Genomic DNA, 14,664 nt, shown 5'->3' with positions numbered 1-14,664 from the left:
CGCCCCGCGTTTCGATCACACCCGGAATATGATTCGAATATTACTTTTAATACTAAGTATTATTGCAGCTGGCAATTGACAGATAAAAACGCATAGAACACTAACCATCTCATGCGGGCCGACCACGCGGGAGGAGAAAGCGCTCGATGCTCGATACCGGGATGCCGGATGCCGCCACGAAAGGGCTGCCGCCGGGCGCAATCGATAGCCGACAAAGGGTCGTGGCGCTATGGGTGCTGACGCTGGTGGCGACGCTCAGCTTCGTCGACCGGCAGATCCTTGCCGTGCTGGTCGAGCCGATCCGGGCGGAAATGGGCTTCAGCGATACCCAGTTCGGCCTGCTCACCGGCCTCAGCTTCGCGCTGTTCTACACCATGATGGGCGTGCCGATGGCGATGATCGCCGACCGCTGGAACCGCATCCGGCTGGTCGCGATCTCGTGCTTCGTCTGGAGCGGGTTCACCGCCGCTTCGGGTATGGCGCAGAGTTTCGTCCATCTGGCGCTGGCACGCTTCGGGGTGGGCATCGGCGAAGCGGGCGGCACGGCGCCGTCGCTTTCGGTACTGGCCGACCACTACCCGCCGGAAAAGCGCCCGCTTATCATGGGCATCTACACCGCCAGCGGGCCGTTCGGGGTGTTCATCGGTGCGGCGTTCGGGGGTTGGGCGGCAATCCACATCGGCTGGCGCGGGGCCTTTTACGTGCTGGGGGCGATCGGCCTGCTGCTGGCCCCCGTCCTGTGGCTGACGGTGCGCGAACCGCTGCGCGGGCGCATGGACGGCGTGGCTGCGGCGGGCGCGCCGCTGCCGCTCGGCGAAACGCTGGCGCTGTTCGTGCAGCGCCGCAGCCTGTTGCTGCTGATGGTCTCCAGCAGCCTGTCGGCCTTCGTCAGCTATGGCATGCTGAACTGGATCCCGGCGTTCCTGATGCGCACCCATGGCATGCCGCTGTCGGCGCTGGCCGCGTGGTTTGCGCCTGCCGCCGGTGGCGCGATGGCGATCGGCATCTTCGGCGGCGGAGCGCTGGTGAACCGGTCGGTCGCGCGCAGCGTCAGGGCCTATGCGCTGGTGCCGTTCGCTGCCACCTGCATCCTGATCCCGTCGCTGGTGCTGGCGCTGCTGGCCGGCAGTTGGCAGACCTCGCTGCTGCTGCTGCTGATCCCGATGACCTGCTGCACCGTCTATGTCGCACCGGCGCTGGCGCTGGTTTCCAATCTCACGCCGCCAAGCGCCCGCGCCACCGCGACTTCGGTATTGCTGGCGCTGTTCAACCTGTGCGGGCTGGCGGGCGGGCCGCTGTTCGTCGGCATGGTCAGCGACCATCTGGCCCCGGCGATCGGCGCCGAAAGCCTGCGTGTGGGGCTGCTGTGGCTGACGCCGTTCGCCATCGTCGCCGCGATCACCTCGTTCATGGTTTCGCGCGCGCTGCCGCATGATCTTCAACGATAACCACCCGCAACCCGCAGGATTTCCGCCATGCCGGACGACCAGTCGACTATAGCCCTTGCACGACGCTTCTTCGACGCCGTCGAAGCGGGCGACATCGCCACGGTGCGCGCCTGCTACACCGACGACGCCCGCATCTGGCACAACACCGACGGGCTGGAACAGACCCCCGACGAAAACGCCGAAACGCTGCGTGGCTTCGTCGCGCGGATCGACGGGCGCCGCTATCTGAACCGCCGCCTCCGCACGTTTGAAGGCGGTTTCGTGCAGCAGCACGAACTGCATGGCCAGCGAAAGGATGGGGTGCGCGTCGTGCTTCCGTGCTGCATTGTCTGCACCGTACGGGACGGCCGGATCAGCCGCCTCGACGAATATTTCGACTCGGCGCATGTCGCCGCATTCAGGAAGGTGATCGACTGATGCCCGTGTTGCGCCAGGTTCCCCGCAGCGAAGTGACCGCCGATGTCGTGCTGCGCTATTACGACCACCTGTTCGGTGGACGCGATCCGGTTGCCGAACCCGGCACATCTACGGGAACGCCCGGCGACTGGTGGACGGTTTACGCACTGTCGCCTGACATTCTGCAACACGCGGTCGATGGCTTCGCCGTCTATCGCAACCCCGCGCGCAGCATCGACCCGGTGCTGCGCGAACTGGGGCAGACCCGCGCCGGCTGGGTGAAGCAGAGCCAGTTCGTCTTTTCACAGCACTGCAAGTCACTGCGCGGGCTGGGCGTCGCCGACGACAAGATCGCCGCCATCCCCTACTGGACCGTATCAAACCTGTTCAACGAGCAGGAACGCGCCGTCCTCGCCTATGCCGACTGCCTGTCGCAGGCGGGCGGGCGGGTGCCGACCGAGGTGTTCGACAAGCTGAAGAGCTTCTGGTCCGACGAACAGATCTTCGAGTTCACCTACATCACCTGCCTGTACGACATGCACGCGGTGATCACGCGCGCACTCAGGATGGAGTATGACAACCGCGAGGATCCGATCACAGAGGTGGCGGCCCCCGAAGGCTTCGAAGCGGCGGATTTTCTGGCGGGCGCCGCGACGCGCAAAAAGGATAGCTGAATTTCATGCGTCAATTTAATTGACGATTAATATGCTTAGAGCTAGAAGGATCAACGCAGGGCTGGCCGATTCTACGTCGGGAACCGCCAGCCGCATGTGAACGGTGCCACGGCACCACCAAACCGAGGAGAGGCAAGATGGGAGCAGAGAACAAGGTCTTCGACATCCGCGGCGTCAATCACGTCGCGCTGGTCTGCAAGGATATGGCCAAGACGGTGGAGTTCTACCGCGACATCCTCGGCATGCCGCTGGTGAAGACGCTCGACCTTCCGGACGGCAAGAGCCAGCACTTCTTCTTCGACATCGGCAACGGCGACTGCCTTGCCTTCTTCTGGTTCCCCGATGCACCGGAACGCCAGCCGGGCGTCGGCCAGGCGGCCGATCTTCCGGGCGAGGGCTCGTTCGTGACATCGCACGGCTCGATGAACCACCTCGCCTTCAACATTCCGGCCGAAAAGTTCGACGAATATGTCGAGAAGCTGCAAGCACGCGGCGTGAAGATCGGCCCGGTGATGAACCACGACAATTCGCCGACCCAGGTTGCGCCTGCCTTTGGCGATGAAGTCTATGTCCGCTCGATCTATTTCTTCGACCCGGACGGCGCCATGCTGGAATTCGCCGCCTGGACGCACAGCGGCTTCACCAAGGCCGACGTCGCCCACGACCCGGCGCGTGCCGACGGCACCCGCGCCAAGGGGCTGGTGGTCGCCTGAGGGCGCACCGCATACCGTAAGACGACAAGGCCCGCCGGCAGCAACCGGCGGGCCCTTTGCATTGCCCCGTTGTCGCGGCGGGGCGGTTCAGCCAAGCACCTTGCCGGGGTTCAGCAGGCCCAGCGGATCGAGCATCGCCTTCAGTTGCCGCATCATGGCGATTTCATTGGCCGTGCGCGAAACGCCAAGCCAGTCGCGCTTTTCCAGCCCGATCCCATGTTCCGCCGAGACCGACCCTGCCAGCGCGCGCAGCGGTTCATAGACGATCGTCTCGGCCTCGTGGCGGGAAGTTTCCCCCCATGGGCGCGGCGCCACCACGATGTGCAGGTTGCCGTCGCCGATGTGGCCGAACACCAGCACTCTGGTTTCCTCGTTCCAGCGGCGCGCGGCTTCCTGCTGGATGGCTTTCACATATGCATCCATCTCGACGATCGGCAGGCTCACGTCGAAGGTGCAGGCGGGCGCTGTTGCAAAGAAGATGCCCTCGACATCCTCGCGCACCTTCCAGATGCCGGCCCGCTGCGCCTTGGATGCGGCGATCACGATGTCGTCTGCAATGCCCTGTTCCAGCGCCTCGCCCATCGCTTCGGCGAACAGTTCCTCGTCGCGCGCCGGGTTGGTGCCGGTCGCCTCGACGATGACGTAGCAACCGTGCCCCGGCGGCAGCGGCGGCACATGCCGCCCCGACTGCACGGCGATCAGCTCATAATGCTCACGCCACATCACCTCGAACGAGGACAGCAACCCGCCCAGCCTCCTCCCGCAGTGGACGAACAGGTCCTGCACCTGCTGGAACCCCGCCAGCGCGACGATCGCCGTCGCCTCGGAAACGGGTTGCGGTTGCAGCTTCAGCACCGCCCGCGTGACAAGGCCCAGCGTTCCTTCGCTGCCGATGAAAAGCTGCTTCAGGTCATAGGCGGCGTTGTTTTTCAGCAGGTGATTGAGCGACGAAATCACCGTGCCGTCCGCCAGCACCACCTCGATGCCCAGCACATTGTCGCGCGTCATGCCGTGGCGCACCACGGTGTTGCCCCCGGCGTTGGTCGAGATGTTGCCGCCGATGGTGCACGACCCCCGCGAACCAAGATCGACGGGATAGCAAAGCCCATGTTCGGCCGCCGCTTCGTGGATGGCCTGCAACGGCGTGCCCGCCTCGACCAGCATGGTGCGGCCTACCGGGTCGATCGACAGCACCGATCGCATCCGCTCGAACGAGATCTGCACTTCCGCCGGCCCGGCATCAGTGCCATGCACGAGGCCGGTCAGGCCGCCTGCCGGCACGACCGGCTGCCGCGCCGCATGACAAAGCTTCATCACCGCCGACAGTTCGTCGGTCGTCGCCGGGCGGACGACGGCGCGCGCGCGGCAGGTGGAAAGCCCAAGCCAGTCGGCGGCCCGCTTACCGACATCCGCGCCGACGATCAGGCCGACATCGCCCACCACCGCGCGGATTTCGTCCAGTAGCTCCATCGTTCAATCCTCCAGAAGTGCTTTGCGCGTCACGTCGCGGGCATTTGCTATGCCCGTCAGGCCGAGCGCGGTCTGCATGTCGATCCGCATCAGGTCCAGCATCCGCGTCAGCGCGCTTTCTCCGCCCGCCGCCAGCGCCATCACCCACGGCCGCCCGACCATCACCGCCTTCGCCCCCAGCGCCAGCGCGCGCACCAGATCCTGCCCGCTGCGGATGCCGCCATCGACCAGCAGCGTGAGATCGTCGCCCACGGCATCGGCGATCCTCGGCAGCATCACCGCGGTCGAGGCGACGCCGTCGAGCTGCCGGCCGCCATGGTTCGACACCACGGCGCCATCGGCCCCGGTGCCGATCGCCCGCTTTGCATCGTCGATGTCCAGTATGCCTTTCAGAACCAGCCTGCCCTTCCAGACACCGCGCAGCCACTCGATGTCCTTCCAGGTGACCGAACTGTCGAACTGCTTCGTCGTCCAGTGCAGATAATCGCGCGGCTGTTTCGACTGGTTCACATAGCGGGCGATATTGCCAAAGCCGTGCGGCCCGCCCCGCAATCCCACATCCCACGCCCATCCGGGGTGCAGCAGATAATCCAGCGGTCCCGAACGCAAGCGTCCCCACGCCGAAAGCCCGCCGGCCATGCCGTTGCGGATATCGCGATACCGGGTGCCGATCACGGCAAGATCGATGGTGAACACCAGTGTCCGCACGCCTTGTTCCCATGCGTGCGCCAGAATCTCGGCAACGACGCCGCGATCCTTCAGCATGTAAAGCTGGAACCAGAACGGCCGCGCGGAAACGGCCGCCACTTCCTCCATCGGGCAGATGCCGACGGTCGAGAGGCAGAAGCCGATCCCGGCCTTGTCGGCAGCGCGCTTTGCCTGCACTTCGCCGCGCCGCGCGGTCATGCCGCCCATGCCGACGGGCGCCAGCACCAGCGGCAGGTCCAGTTTCTCGTCGAACAGCTCGACCGAGCAATCGAGCTTCGAGGCGTCGCGCAGCACCTTCTGGTTCAGGCGGACCCGCTCCCAGTCGGCGCTGTTGCTGGAAAGCGTTGCTTCGGCGCCGGCGCCGCCGTCGATATAGTCGAACAGAAAGCGCGGCAGCCGCCGTTCGGCGCTGCGGCGGAAATCGGCATAGGATGCCGGCAACAGATCCAGCGAACCCGCCATCGTCGCGTTCCTTTCGCGCTCAGAGCATCGCTTCGATGAGGCGCGGCCCCTTTGCCTTCAGCGCCGCCGCCAGCTCCTCGCGGAACTGCTCGACGGTCGAGACCCGGACTGCGGGCACACCCATGCCTTCCGAGATTTTGCTCCAGTCGATGTCGGGGTGCTTCAGGTCGAGCATCGCCAGCGCCTTCGGCCCCGGATTCTGTACACCCACCCGCATCAGTTCGATGTTCAGGATCGCATAGGAACCGTTGTTCAGGATGATGGTGACGACATCCAGTTTCTCGCGCGCCATCGTCCACAGCGCCTGGTTGGTGTACATGCCCGAACCATCGGCCTGCAACGCGATCACCTTGCGGTCGGGGCAGGCGATTGCCGCACCGACAGCCAGCGGCAGGCCCTGGCCGATGGCGCCCCCAGTCAGTTGCAGCCAGTCGTGCTTCGCTGCGCCCGCGCACATGAAGTGCGCATGGCCCGACGAAGTCGCGCCTTCGTCGGATACGATGGCGTTTTCCGGCAGCAGCTCCGCCAGAACCGCACCGATGCCGGCCGGATCCAGCGCGCCGGGTGCGGCCGGGAAGCTCGTCGGCTGCTGCACCATCGCAGGTTCGGCCGGCGCGCCCAGCGCATCGGCAAGTGCGGTCAGGGCCTCCAGCGCATCTTCCCGCAGCGACGCCAGCCGCACCAGCCGCGCTTCGGGCGGCGACAGGAAGCTCGGCTTGCCGGGATAGGCAAAGAACGAAACCGGCGGCTCGGTGCCGCAGAACAGGATCAGCCGGAAATCCTTCAGATAATCCTGCGCCTGTTCGCCGAAATAGGGCAGCTTTTCCGTCGCCACGCGGCCAACGCCGCGTTCGGTCCGGGTGGAAAATGTCTCGGCGATCAACCGCACGCCGGTGGCGGCTGCAATGCGCCCGGCCTGATGCAGCGTATCGGCCCGAAGCGCCCTGCCGCCAAGAAACAGGCAGGCCGGGCCATCCGCGCCGCGCAGCGCCGCCGCTGCATCCGCGATCACCGATGCAGGCGTTTTCGCCGCAGCAACAGGTGCGGGCGGCGGCACCACCGCCGAGCCTTCCTCCCACGCATGGTTTGCGGGCACGATCACGGTTGCGATCCGGCCCGGATAGGTCTGCGCCACGGCGAATGCCTCGGCGCCCGCCTGCGCCAGATCGCGCTCCGAGCGGGAGACGCGCACCCAGTCCGACATCGGCCGGGCAACGCCCGCCGCATCCGAGGTGAGCGGAGCGTCATAATGGGCGTGATAGGTGGCGTGATCGCCGACCATGTTGATCATCGGCACGCCTGCGCGCCGCGCATTGTGCAGGTTGGCAAGCCCGTTCGCCATGCCGGGGCCAAGATGCAACAGCGTCACCGCCGGCTTGTCGGCCATGCGGGCATAGCCATCGGCGGCGCCCGTCACCACGCCTTCAAACAACCCTAGAACGGATCGCATCCCGTCGGTGCGGTCGATCGCGGCAACCAGTTGCATTTCCGAAGTGCCGGGATTGGCGAAGCAGACGCTTACCCCGCAATCCTTCAGCGTGGCGATGAAGGCTTCCGCCCCGTTCATGCAATGTCCTCCCGCAGTGGTCGGCGAACAGCGTGCCCGCCAGACGCGTGCAGGATGAAGGGTGAACCCGGCGTGTCAATCCCGCAGGGTCGATAGGTCGCGGGGCAAAGGGGCCATGCCCACCCGGCAGAGCGTGTCTGCCGGGTGGGTGATGGGGCGGCTCAGAAGCGGGCGCGCACCCCGCCATAGGCGGCGCGACCGGAACCGACGATGCTGAACAGTTCCTCGTATCGCTCGTTCAGCAGGTTCTCGACACGGCCGAACAGCGTGAACTGCTCGTTCAGCCGGTATTCCGCCGCCAGATTGACCAGCACGAATTCGGCCATGCTGACACGGACCGGAACCCAGCTCGGGTCGGTGTAGGCAAGGTCTGTCTGCCGCCCGTTGTAGCGCATGGTCAGCGTAGTGGCGAAGCGCTGGTCGAGGCTGGAATAGCGCAGGTTCAAACTGCCGGTGTGGCGCGGACGGCGCACTTCCTCGATTCCATTCTCGGTGGCGTCGAGGAAGGTATAGGCCAGATCAAAGCGGATCTGCGGCACCGGGTTCGCGGAAATGATCGCTTCGATGCCGCGCTGGCGCGATTGCTTGTCGCGGTTGGACGGCGTCGCCACATAGGCGGGCGGCGGATAGGAAATATAGATTTCATCCGTCAGCCGCGACTGGAACCATGTCAGCCCGACCGTCGCCCAGCCATCGCCGACCACCTGATCGACGCCGACTTCCCAGCCGCTCGACTTTTCGGGCCGCAGGTTGGGGTTGCCGATATATTTCCCGTCGGAATAGCCGAACAGATCGTAAAAGCCCGGATTCTTCACGCCGGTGCCATAGGCGGCATGCAGGCGAAGCCCGATCGGCAGCCGATACCCGGCCTGTGCGCGCCATGTGGTTGCATCGGCAAAGCGGTTGTTGAAGTCGTGCCGGATGCTGGCGCCTGCGAACAATGCGTCCTGCACTTCCAGCTCATACTGCCCGACGAGGCCCCAGTTGTCGGTCGCGCGCCAGCCCTGAAACACGCCGGGCTGCTGCACGACGTTGCGATATTCCTCGCGCTCGAAGTCGGCGGCACCCGTCAGCTTGTGCTCGATGCCGTCGCCGCCGCCGCGCCATGTCGATTCGAACGCCCCCTTGTAGCGCCGGCCGTTGTCGCCATAGGAAAGCCCCCACGGGCTGTAGCCGCGCCGTCTGACGTCGGTGAACTGGCCGGTCAGCGCGTTGGTCCAGCGTCCGTCATCAAGGCTTAGCTCGCCGCGCGCCAGCCCGTGGAACGCACGGTTGGTGACGGTGACGCCGGGGCTGTCGACCAGATAGCCGAACAGCGGGCTGCTGGGATCGAACTCGCTTTCGTTGTTGTCGGCGCGGGTGTCCGAATAGCGGCCGACCGCCGTCAGCTTCACATTGTCCGAAGGCGTCCAGTTCAGCTTGGCCGAGGCACCGATGCTGGTCGAGCCGACATTGCGGCTGCCGTTGCGCGCCGTCGCCCAGCCGTCGGTGACGATGGCCGATCCGGAAACTGCGTAATCCAGTTTGTCGGTGGCGCCCGCCGCGCGCGCGGCGCCGGAAAAGGTGCCGAATGAACCGCCCTCGGCGCGCAGCGAATAGCCCGGCGCCTCGTGGCCCGACGGCGTGAAATACTGGATCACCCCGCCGATCGCATCCGAGCCATAGAGCGACGACTGCTGCCCGCGCAGCACTTCGATCCGCGCGCCTTCGTCGGCGATCAGCGTGCCGAAATCAAACTCTCCGTGATAGGGGTCGGACACCTTGATGCCGTCGATCATCACCAGCACATGATTGCCTTCGGAACCGCGCACGCGGATCTGCGTCAGGCCGCCGATCCCGCCCATGCGGTTCACGGCAACGCCCGGCACGTCGCGCAGCACGTCGGAAACCACACGCACCTGCCGGCTTTCCATGTCGGCGGCGCTGATCAGCGTGATCGAAGCGGGCACATCGGCGATCCGCACCCCGTCGCCCGAGCGCGACGAAGTGACGACGATGTCGTCGGGCGCCACATCGGCGTCGGCGAACGCAGGCGCTGCTGCAAGCGCCACAAGCGGGAAAAGCAATCTGTTCATGTTCGTTCAATCCAACCGCGCAACTGTTCGGGTCTGGCGGGATCCGGGGCCGCCCGCCCGGCGTGCCGGGCAGGCACGGCGCGCCCGACGGGGCCATGCGCGACGCCCCGGCGGATACGCCGTCTGGCAGCCCCTTGAAGCCGCCGGTTCTGCTTGCCGCCCTTACGGAAGGATCTCCCGTGCCCGGACCATTCCCTGGATCGGGGCATTGAGCGACGGCGCCGGCAGGTCTCCTGGCTTGCGGGTCAGGGCTTGGTGCACGCCTTCCCGGGAAACCCCAGTGGCTGACGGGCGAAATCCGCCCATCTGTGTGCACCGCGCTCGCCGCTTACAGTTGCAGGGACAGCAGTGGATTGGGCAGGAGGCCTGCCGCACCACATTCCCTTTTAAGCCTCGTTGATGAGGCACCGGCGCGATCTTGAACCGGGGAAGCCCCGGCTCGGGGGCGGCCTTAGCCGCTGCCAACGCGAACTGCAAATACCTGATGCAGCACGCGATGCCGCACCCTTTCACTCCGTTCGATTTGCCGCAGGCCGTTCGCACCGATACGATGCGCGCGTTCCACTACCGCCAACCAAAAGGAGACTGTCATGGCCGACACCTGGCTTCCCACCCTGAAAACCGCGACTCCGCAGGAAGGTTTCGAACTGGCGACCAAGCTCGCCCGGGTAGGCGTCAAGGCCACCCAGCCTTCGGCGGAAGTGCGCGACCGGCTGCGCGCCGCCTATGATCACGACACCGCGCAACTGATCGCCTCGTCGCAGGTGATCGCCGTCCATTTCCAGACGGTCGCCGCCGCCAACAATTACTGGCGCGACTGACCACCCGCTCTATCGGCTGGCGGCGGTGGCTCAGCCGCCAGCCGGCGCCATTCGTCGCGGGTCATTTCCCAGTAAAGCGACGGCCTCAGCGTGCCGTCGGGGCGCAGGCAGTCGCGCGTGCCCATGCGCCTGAACCCGGCTGCCTCGATCACGCTTGCTGAACGCACATTATCAAGCGCCGCAGTCACGCAGAGCAGCCGTACGCCCAGCACTTCGAACATCCAGCCGAAGCTGCGGGCCGCACCCGTCTTGCCGATGCCCGCGCCCTGCCGGTCGGCCCTGTGCGCGCCCGCGATCTCGGCGGCGGAATGGCCCGGCCAGACGGTAAAGCGCGAGTAGCTGCTGATGCGCCCGTCGTCGTCCAGCCGGATCGTCAGCAGCCCCTCGCCTGCCGCCCGCGCGCGGAGGGCATCGGCTACCCATGCGCCGATGCTCTCGGGCGTGAAGGGGCGCGGCAGATCATAGATCGGATCGGAAACGCGCGGGTCCAGCAGCAGTTCCAGCAGCCCCGCCACATGCTCCGGCCCGGCAGGCTCATAGCCCGGACCCAGCAGCGAAAGATCGGCGTGCCGCACGGCATTGCGGATCGCGGCTTCCTCGTCGGCCGAAACCGCAAGCACGGTTTTCGGAGGCGCGCTCATCCTCCGGTGCCGCGCGGGCGCCAGCGCGCGCCATGGTCGGCATCGATGTGCGGCGCGTGGCAGGGTTCGGGCGGCGACCATGCGGAAAAGTCGATGGGCGGCGCAATCTCGACATATCTGCCCTCGGTCGGATGGTCGCGGGTGCGGAAGAAGCCGGTCGCGGCAAGATGCGGCTCGTCCAGCATGTCGTCGATCGAGCGAACGGCCTGCGCCGGAAGCGCTGCCTCGGCACACCGGCGCAGCAGTTCGGCGGTGTCGAAGTTCCGCGTCAGCCGGCCGACTTCGCGATACAGTTCGTTGATCTGTTCAACCCGTTGCTTGCGGGTTGCAAACCGTGGCTGCGCCAGAAAATCCGGCGCATCCAGCAGCGCGAACAGCCGGGGCCACGCATCGTCGGTATAGGCGACGATGCTGATCGCGCCATCGCGGGTGATGCAGGGCTGGCGGTCGGGGTTGATCTGCCTGAAATAGCAGGAAGGCCCGTTCGGCGGCACGAAGGTGTTGCCGCCCAGATGCTCCGACAGCAGGAACGCGCTGAAGCACTCCATCATGGCGATTTCGATGTGCTGGCCTTCGCCGGTGCGCAGCCGGTGGATGATCGCCGCCAGCACCGCCTGCGCCGCATAGAGGCCCGACACCTTGTCGACGAGAAACGTCGGCAGATAGCGCGGCGCCGGGTTGTGATCGACCTTCGACAGCAAGGTGGTGACACCCGAAGCCGCCTGAATCACATCGTCGAAGGCCTGAAGCTCGGCATAGGGGCCGTCCTGCCCGAAGCCGACACAATGGGCGTAGATGATGTCGGGCCGGATCGCGCTGACCGCCGCATAATCTAGGCCAAGACGTTCGGCCGCCTTGCCGCGCACGTTCAGGATGAACACGTCGGCTTCCGCCAGCAGCTCGTGCAGGGCGGCTTTTCCCGCGTCGGTCTTCAGGTCCAGCGCGATCGAACGCTTGCCCCGGTTAAGTGCCAGAAAGATCGGGCTCATGCCGGGCGTGACGGCGGCCTTCGCCGTCCAGCGCATGGTGTCTCCGGCGGGAGGTTCCACCTTGATGACGTCGGCGCCGAGATCGGCCAGCATTTGCGTTGCATATGGCCCGAATACGACGCCAGTCAGATCGAGGATCCGGATTCCCTCCAGCATGTTGTTCCCGGCCGTTGCCGCCATCGCCTGCGATCCTCCCGCCTTGCCGTTTGTCTCCCGCGTTGATTTCAGCGCAGGAGGGCCGCCATGTCCACCTGCCGGGCTTCAGAGGTACCCAAGGCTTGCAACGCGGTGGCGGCGTCGCCACCTGCCGCAAATGAGCGCCGCGCGCGAACCCCGCCACCGACGCCTGCTGCTGGCGGTCGTCGCAGCGCATGCGCTGGCGATCGCGCTGCTGCTTCGCCCGGGGGTCGCGCCGCCCGTGGTGCCGTCTCCGGCGATGCTGCTGGTGGATTATCCAGCGCCCCTGCCGTCCGCCACGGCCCCCGGCACGATGGGCGAAGCCGCACCGGCCGCGCCGCTCGCCAAACCGAAGCCCGTGGCCGCACGCCCGCCCGTGGTTCCGGCGCCGAATCAGCCCGCTGCCGTTCCCGCCACGGCGGAACCCGCCACCGACGTTGCCGCGGGCGCAGCAGCGGCCGACGACGGTGGCCTTGCGGCAGGCGGCACCGGCGCCGGAACGGGCGTGGGCGCGGGCGGCCCCGGCACCGGCGGCGGTGTGGTCACACGCGCGCGGCGGATTGCCGGAGATATCGTCCGGGGGGACTATCCGCGCGCCCGGTCGAAGGCGGAAACCGGCGGCAGCGTCACCATCCGGCTCGATGTCGGGGCCGATGGGCGCGTCAGCGGCTGCACCGTCGTCCGCCCCGGCCCATCGGCCACGCGCGACGCCATCACCTGCCGGCTTGCAACCGAGCGGTTCCGCTATGCCCCGGCCCGCGATGGGCAGGGGCGCGCCGTCGCCGATGTGGCAGGATGGCGACAGCAATGGTGGCCCGAACATTAGTGCCCGCAACTCGTCTTGCCGTCACCCCGCGACGGGGCTAGCAATTGGCATGGCCGAGCACGCAGAACAGCGCTGGGCGCTTGCCCTGCATGGTGGCGCCGGTGTCACGCCGGGGCGCGACTATGCGCCGGTCGAGGCGCATCTTGCCGCGCTGATCGATGCCGGTGCGGAGCGGCTGGCAGGCGGGGCGTCGGCCTTTGAAACGGTTTCCTGGGCGGTCGCCGAACTCGAAGCGTCGGGCCTCTATACGGCCGGGCGCGGATCGGCGCCCAACAGCGCCGGAGTGGTCGAGTTCGACGCCTCGATCATGGACGGCGCCAGCGGCCGGGGCGGCGCAGTCGCCGCCATCCGCGATGTGAAAAGCCCGGTTGCGGCCGCCCGCGCGGTCATGGAACGAACCCCGCATGTCCTGCTCTGCGGCGAAGGGGCCACCCGATTCGCCCGCGAGGCCGGGCTGGACCCGATCCCCGGCGATCCCGGCTATTTCCGCCTCGCGGTCGGGGTGTCGGCCGAAGATCTGGAAGCGCCCGCCGATCAGCTTGCACATGGCACCGTCGGCGCTGTCGCCCTCGATCGGGCCGGGCGTCTTGCCTCGGCCACCTCGACCGGCGGCCTGTTCGGCAAGCGGCCGGGCCGGGTGGGCGATACCCCGATTCTGGGGGCCGGCTGCTGGGCCGACGGCGCGATCGCCGCCAGTTGCACCGGCATCGGCGAACATTTCATCCTTGCGGGCGGCGCGGCAGACGTGTCGGCCCGCATCCGTTATGGCGGCGCCCCGGCCGGGCAGGCCGCCGACGACATGCTGGACCGCGTCGCTTCGTTCGGGGGCAACGGCGGAATAATCCTCGTCACTCGGGCAGGCGAAGTAGTTCTTCGCTGGAACTCGAACGGGATGAAACGAGCCGCGGCAGGCTCGCACATGGAAAGAACCATCGCTATTCTGTAAAGAACACCCCAAGGCACGGAGGTTTGTAATGCGTAGTCAGCTTCCCGTAGAAACAGAAGCCATCCCTGACCCGACTGCCATTAACGGAAACGGGCTTGAGAAAAGCCGGACGACCAAGCTCAGGATCCTCGAGGCCGCCCGCGACATCCTCGCCGAACATGGCTATGCCCGGTTCACCACCAGTGCCGTCGCCGCACGCGCCGGATTGACGAGGCAGGCGCTGCTCTATCAGTTCGGCTCGCACACGGACCTGCTTGCCGCGACCGTCCACCACCTTTTGCGCCGCCGGATCGAGATGTTCGAGGAAGCGCTTCAAGGCCTGCCGGCTGCGCACGAACCCTATGACGGCAGCTTCAGCTCGGCTGCCATCGACATAAGCTGGAACCAACCGGATACTGCGGAATTCCGCGCCTCGACCGAGCTGCTGCTGGCCGCCCGAACCGATGCCACGCTTGCCGAAATCCTGAACCCGGCAGTCGCCGCCTACGACAAGGCGCGCGGCGACGCCAGTTGGGCCGCCATGCCCGCCGGTTTCATCAGCAAGACGCAGTTCACCCTCAGCCGCGACATCGTCCGTTTCCTGATCGAAGGCGTCGCCCAGCAGGACAGCATCCGCCACATGCGCGATACGCGGATCAGCCAGATCCGCCATTTTCTGCACACCTTGCTTGCCACCAGCGAAGGCCGGGAATTCATGCGCTCGGTCGTCGTCGGCTGGGCGCAGGAACACGACCTGCCGACCGGCTGACGG

At 66.6% G+C, this 14,664-nt stretch carries 14 protein-coding genes and 1 riboswitch; of the genes, 8 read left to right on the top strand and 6 right to left on the bottom strand.

What is annotated here, in order from left to right:
• Positions 1 to 146: 146 nt before the first annotated feature.
• From AC16JP_RS07055 to AC16JP_RS07040, 4 genes are all read left to right on the top strand, one after another.
• Positions 147 to 1,448 (top strand): spinster family MFS transporter, encoded by a 1,302-nt coding sequence (locus AC16JP_RS07055; RefSeq protein ID WP_484339899.1) that lies wholly within the window; start codon positions 147 to 149, stop codon positions 1,446 to 1,448.
• A 27-nt stretch (positions 1,449 to 1,475) separates the two neighbouring features.
• On the top strand, positions 1,476 to 1,865 hold the full coding sequence (locus AC16JP_RS07050) for a nuclear transport factor 2 family protein (protein ID WP_484339898.1): 390 nt from the start codon (positions 1,476 to 1,478) through the stop codon (positions 1,863 to 1,865).
• Positions 1,865 to 2,518: a carboxymuconolactone decarboxylase family protein gene (locus AC16JP_RS07045; protein ID WP_484339897.1), complete on the top strand. Its 654-nt coding sequence runs from the start codon at positions 1,865 to 1,867 to the stop codon at positions 2,516 to 2,518. Before AC16JP_RS07050 ends, AC16JP_RS07045 begins: the two co-directional genes overlap by 1 nt.
• 137 nt (positions 2,519 to 2,655) lie before the next feature.
• Positions 2,656 to 3,231, top strand: a complete 576-nt coding sequence (locus AC16JP_RS07040; protein WP_484339896.1) for a VOC family protein — start codon at positions 2,656 to 2,658, stop codon at positions 3,229 to 3,231.
• An 87-nt stretch (positions 3,232 to 3,318) separates the two neighbouring features.
• Here AC16JP_RS07040 and AC16JP_RS07035 read toward each other — a convergent pair whose 3' ends face one another.
• From AC16JP_RS07035 to AC16JP_RS07020, 4 genes are all read right to left on the bottom strand, one after another.
• Positions 3,319 to 4,701, bottom strand: coding sequence for an FAD-binding oxidoreductase (locus AC16JP_RS07035; RefSeq protein WP_484339895.1), 1,383 nt, complete (start codon positions 4,699 to 4,701; stop codon positions 3,319 to 3,321).
• A gap of 3 nt (positions 4,702 to 4,704) precedes the next feature.
• Positions 4,705 to 5,871, bottom strand: coding sequence for an L-lactate dehydrogenase (locus AC16JP_RS07030; protein WP_484339894.1), 1,167 nt, complete (start codon positions 5,869 to 5,871; stop codon positions 4,705 to 4,707).
• A 19-nt stretch (positions 5,872 to 5,890) separates the two neighbouring features.
• Positions 5,891 to 7,438, bottom strand: coding sequence for an acetolactate synthase large subunit (locus AC16JP_RS07025; protein ID WP_484339893.1), 1,548 nt, complete (start codon positions 7,436 to 7,438; stop codon positions 5,891 to 5,893).
• 161 nt (positions 7,439 to 7,599) lie between these two features.
• The gene (locus AC16JP_RS07020; RefSeq protein ID WP_484339892.1) at positions 7,600 to 9,513 is read right to left on the bottom strand and encodes a TonB-dependent receptor plug domain-containing protein; all 1,914 of its coding nucleotides are present in this window, start codon (positions 9,511 to 9,513) and stop codon (positions 7,600 to 7,602) included.
• 206 nt (positions 9,514 to 9,719) lie between these two features.
• Positions 9,720 to 9,940: riboswitch (cobalamin riboswitch) on the bottom strand.
• Between the two features lie 163 nt (positions 9,941 to 10,103).
• Between AC16JP_RS07020 and AC16JP_RS07015 the strand changes: the two genes are divergently transcribed.
• Complete coding sequence (locus AC16JP_RS07015; protein WP_484339891.1) at positions 10,104 to 10,334, top strand: hexameric tyrosine-coordinated heme protein; 231 nt, start codon at positions 10,104 to 10,106, stop codon at positions 10,332 to 10,334.
• Here the strand turns inward: AC16JP_RS07015 and AC16JP_RS07010 are convergent.
• Entirely contained in the window at positions 10,319 to 10,975 is a 657-nt protein-coding gene (locus AC16JP_RS07010) for a GNAT family N-acetyltransferase (RefSeq protein ID WP_484339890.1), read from the bottom strand. The genes AC16JP_RS07015 and AC16JP_RS07010 overlap by 16 nt on opposite strands.
• Entirely contained in the window at positions 10,972 to 12,144 is a 1,173-nt protein-coding gene (locus AC16JP_RS07005; protein WP_484339889.1) for a CaiB/BaiF CoA transferase family protein, read from the bottom strand. The genes AC16JP_RS07010 and AC16JP_RS07005 overlap by 4 nt, the downstream gene beginning before the upstream one ends.
• A 133-nt stretch (positions 12,145 to 12,277) precedes the next feature.
• Here AC16JP_RS07005 and AC16JP_RS07000 point away from each other — a divergent pair, with 133 nt between their 5' ends.
• Genes AC16JP_RS07000 through AC16JP_RS06990 form a run of 3 tightly spaced genes read left to right on the top strand, consistent with a single transcriptional unit; the run spans position 12,278 to position 14,661 of the window.
• Entirely contained in the window at positions 12,278 to 12,967 is a 690-nt protein-coding gene (locus AC16JP_RS07000; protein WP_484339888.1) for an energy transducer TonB, read from the top strand.
• A gap of 49 nt (positions 12,968 to 13,016) precedes the next feature.
• On the top strand, positions 13,017 to 13,913 hold the full coding sequence (locus AC16JP_RS06995; RefSeq protein ID WP_484339887.1) for an isoaspartyl peptidase/L-asparaginase family protein: 897 nt from the start codon (positions 13,017 to 13,019) through the stop codon (positions 13,911 to 13,913).
• Positions 13,914 to 13,941: 28 nt separating this feature from the next.
• A complete protein-coding gene (locus AC16JP_RS06990; RefSeq protein ID WP_484339886.1) occupies positions 13,942 to 14,661 on the top strand; it encodes a TetR/AcrR family transcriptional regulator in 720 nt (239 codons plus the stop codon).
• The last annotated feature ends 3 nt before the right edge of the window (positions 14,662 to 14,664 follow it).

The organism is Sandaracinobacteroides sp., from assembly GCF_057137845.1.
Note: the sequence above shows the minus strand (reverse complement) of the source record. Positions and strands in the feature narration are given on the sequence as shown.

What these genes read in the sequence shown, in the direction of transcription:
- AC16JP_RS07055 (WP_484339899.1), top strand. Translation starts at nt 147, where the DNA reads ATGCTCGATACCGGGATGCCGGATGCCGCCACGAAAGGGCTGCCGCCG.
- AC16JP_RS07050 (WP_484339898.1), top strand. Translation starts at nt 1,476, where the DNA reads ATGCCGGACGACCAGTCGACTATAGCCCTTGCACGACGCTTCTTCGAC.
- AC16JP_RS07045 (WP_484339897.1), top strand. Translation starts at nt 1,865, where the DNA reads ATGCCCGTGTTGCGCCAGGTTCCCCGCAGCGAAGTGACCGCCGATGTC.
- AC16JP_RS07040 (WP_484339896.1), top strand. Translation starts at nt 2,656, where the DNA reads ATGGGAGCAGAGAACAAGGTCTTCGACATCCGCGGCGTCAATCACGTC.
- AC16JP_RS07035 (WP_484339895.1), bottom strand. Translation starts at nt 4,701, where the DNA reads ATGGAGCTACTGGACGAAATCCGCGCGGTGGTGGGCGATGTCGGCCTG.
- AC16JP_RS07030 (WP_484339894.1), bottom strand. Translation starts at nt 5,871, where the DNA reads ATGGCGGGTTCGCTGGATCTGTTGCCGGCATCCTATGCCGATTTCCGC.
- AC16JP_RS07025 (WP_484339893.1), bottom strand. Translation starts at nt 7,438, where the DNA reads ATGAACGGGGCGGAAGCCTTCATCGCCACGCTGAAGGATTGCGGGGTA.
- AC16JP_RS07020 (WP_484339892.1), bottom strand. Translation starts at nt 9,513, where the DNA reads ATGAACAGATTGCTTTTCCCGCTTGTGGCGCTTGCAGCAGCGCCTGCG.
- AC16JP_RS07015 (WP_484339891.1), top strand. Translation starts at nt 10,104, where the DNA reads ATGGCCGACACCTGGCTTCCCACCCTGAAAACCGCGACTCCGCAGGAA.
- AC16JP_RS07010 (WP_484339890.1), bottom strand. Translation starts at nt 10,975, where the DNA reads ATGAGCGCGCCTCCGAAAACCGTGCTTGCGGTTTCGGCCGACGAGGAA.
- AC16JP_RS07005 (WP_484339889.1), bottom strand. Translation starts at nt 12,144, where the DNA reads ATGGCGGCAACGGCCGGGAACAACATGCTGGAGGGAATCCGGATCCTC.
- AC16JP_RS07000 (WP_484339888.1), top strand. Translation starts at nt 12,278, where the DNA reads ATGAGCGCCGCGCGCGAACCCCGCCACCGACGCCTGCTGCTGGCGGTC.
- AC16JP_RS06995 (WP_484339887.1), top strand. Translation starts at nt 13,017, where the DNA reads ATGGCCGAGCACGCAGAACAGCGCTGGGCGCTTGCCCTGCATGGTGGC.
- AC16JP_RS06990 (WP_484339886.1), top strand. Translation starts at nt 13,942, where the DNA reads ATGCGTAGTCAGCTTCCCGTAGAAACAGAAGCCATCCCTGACCCGACT.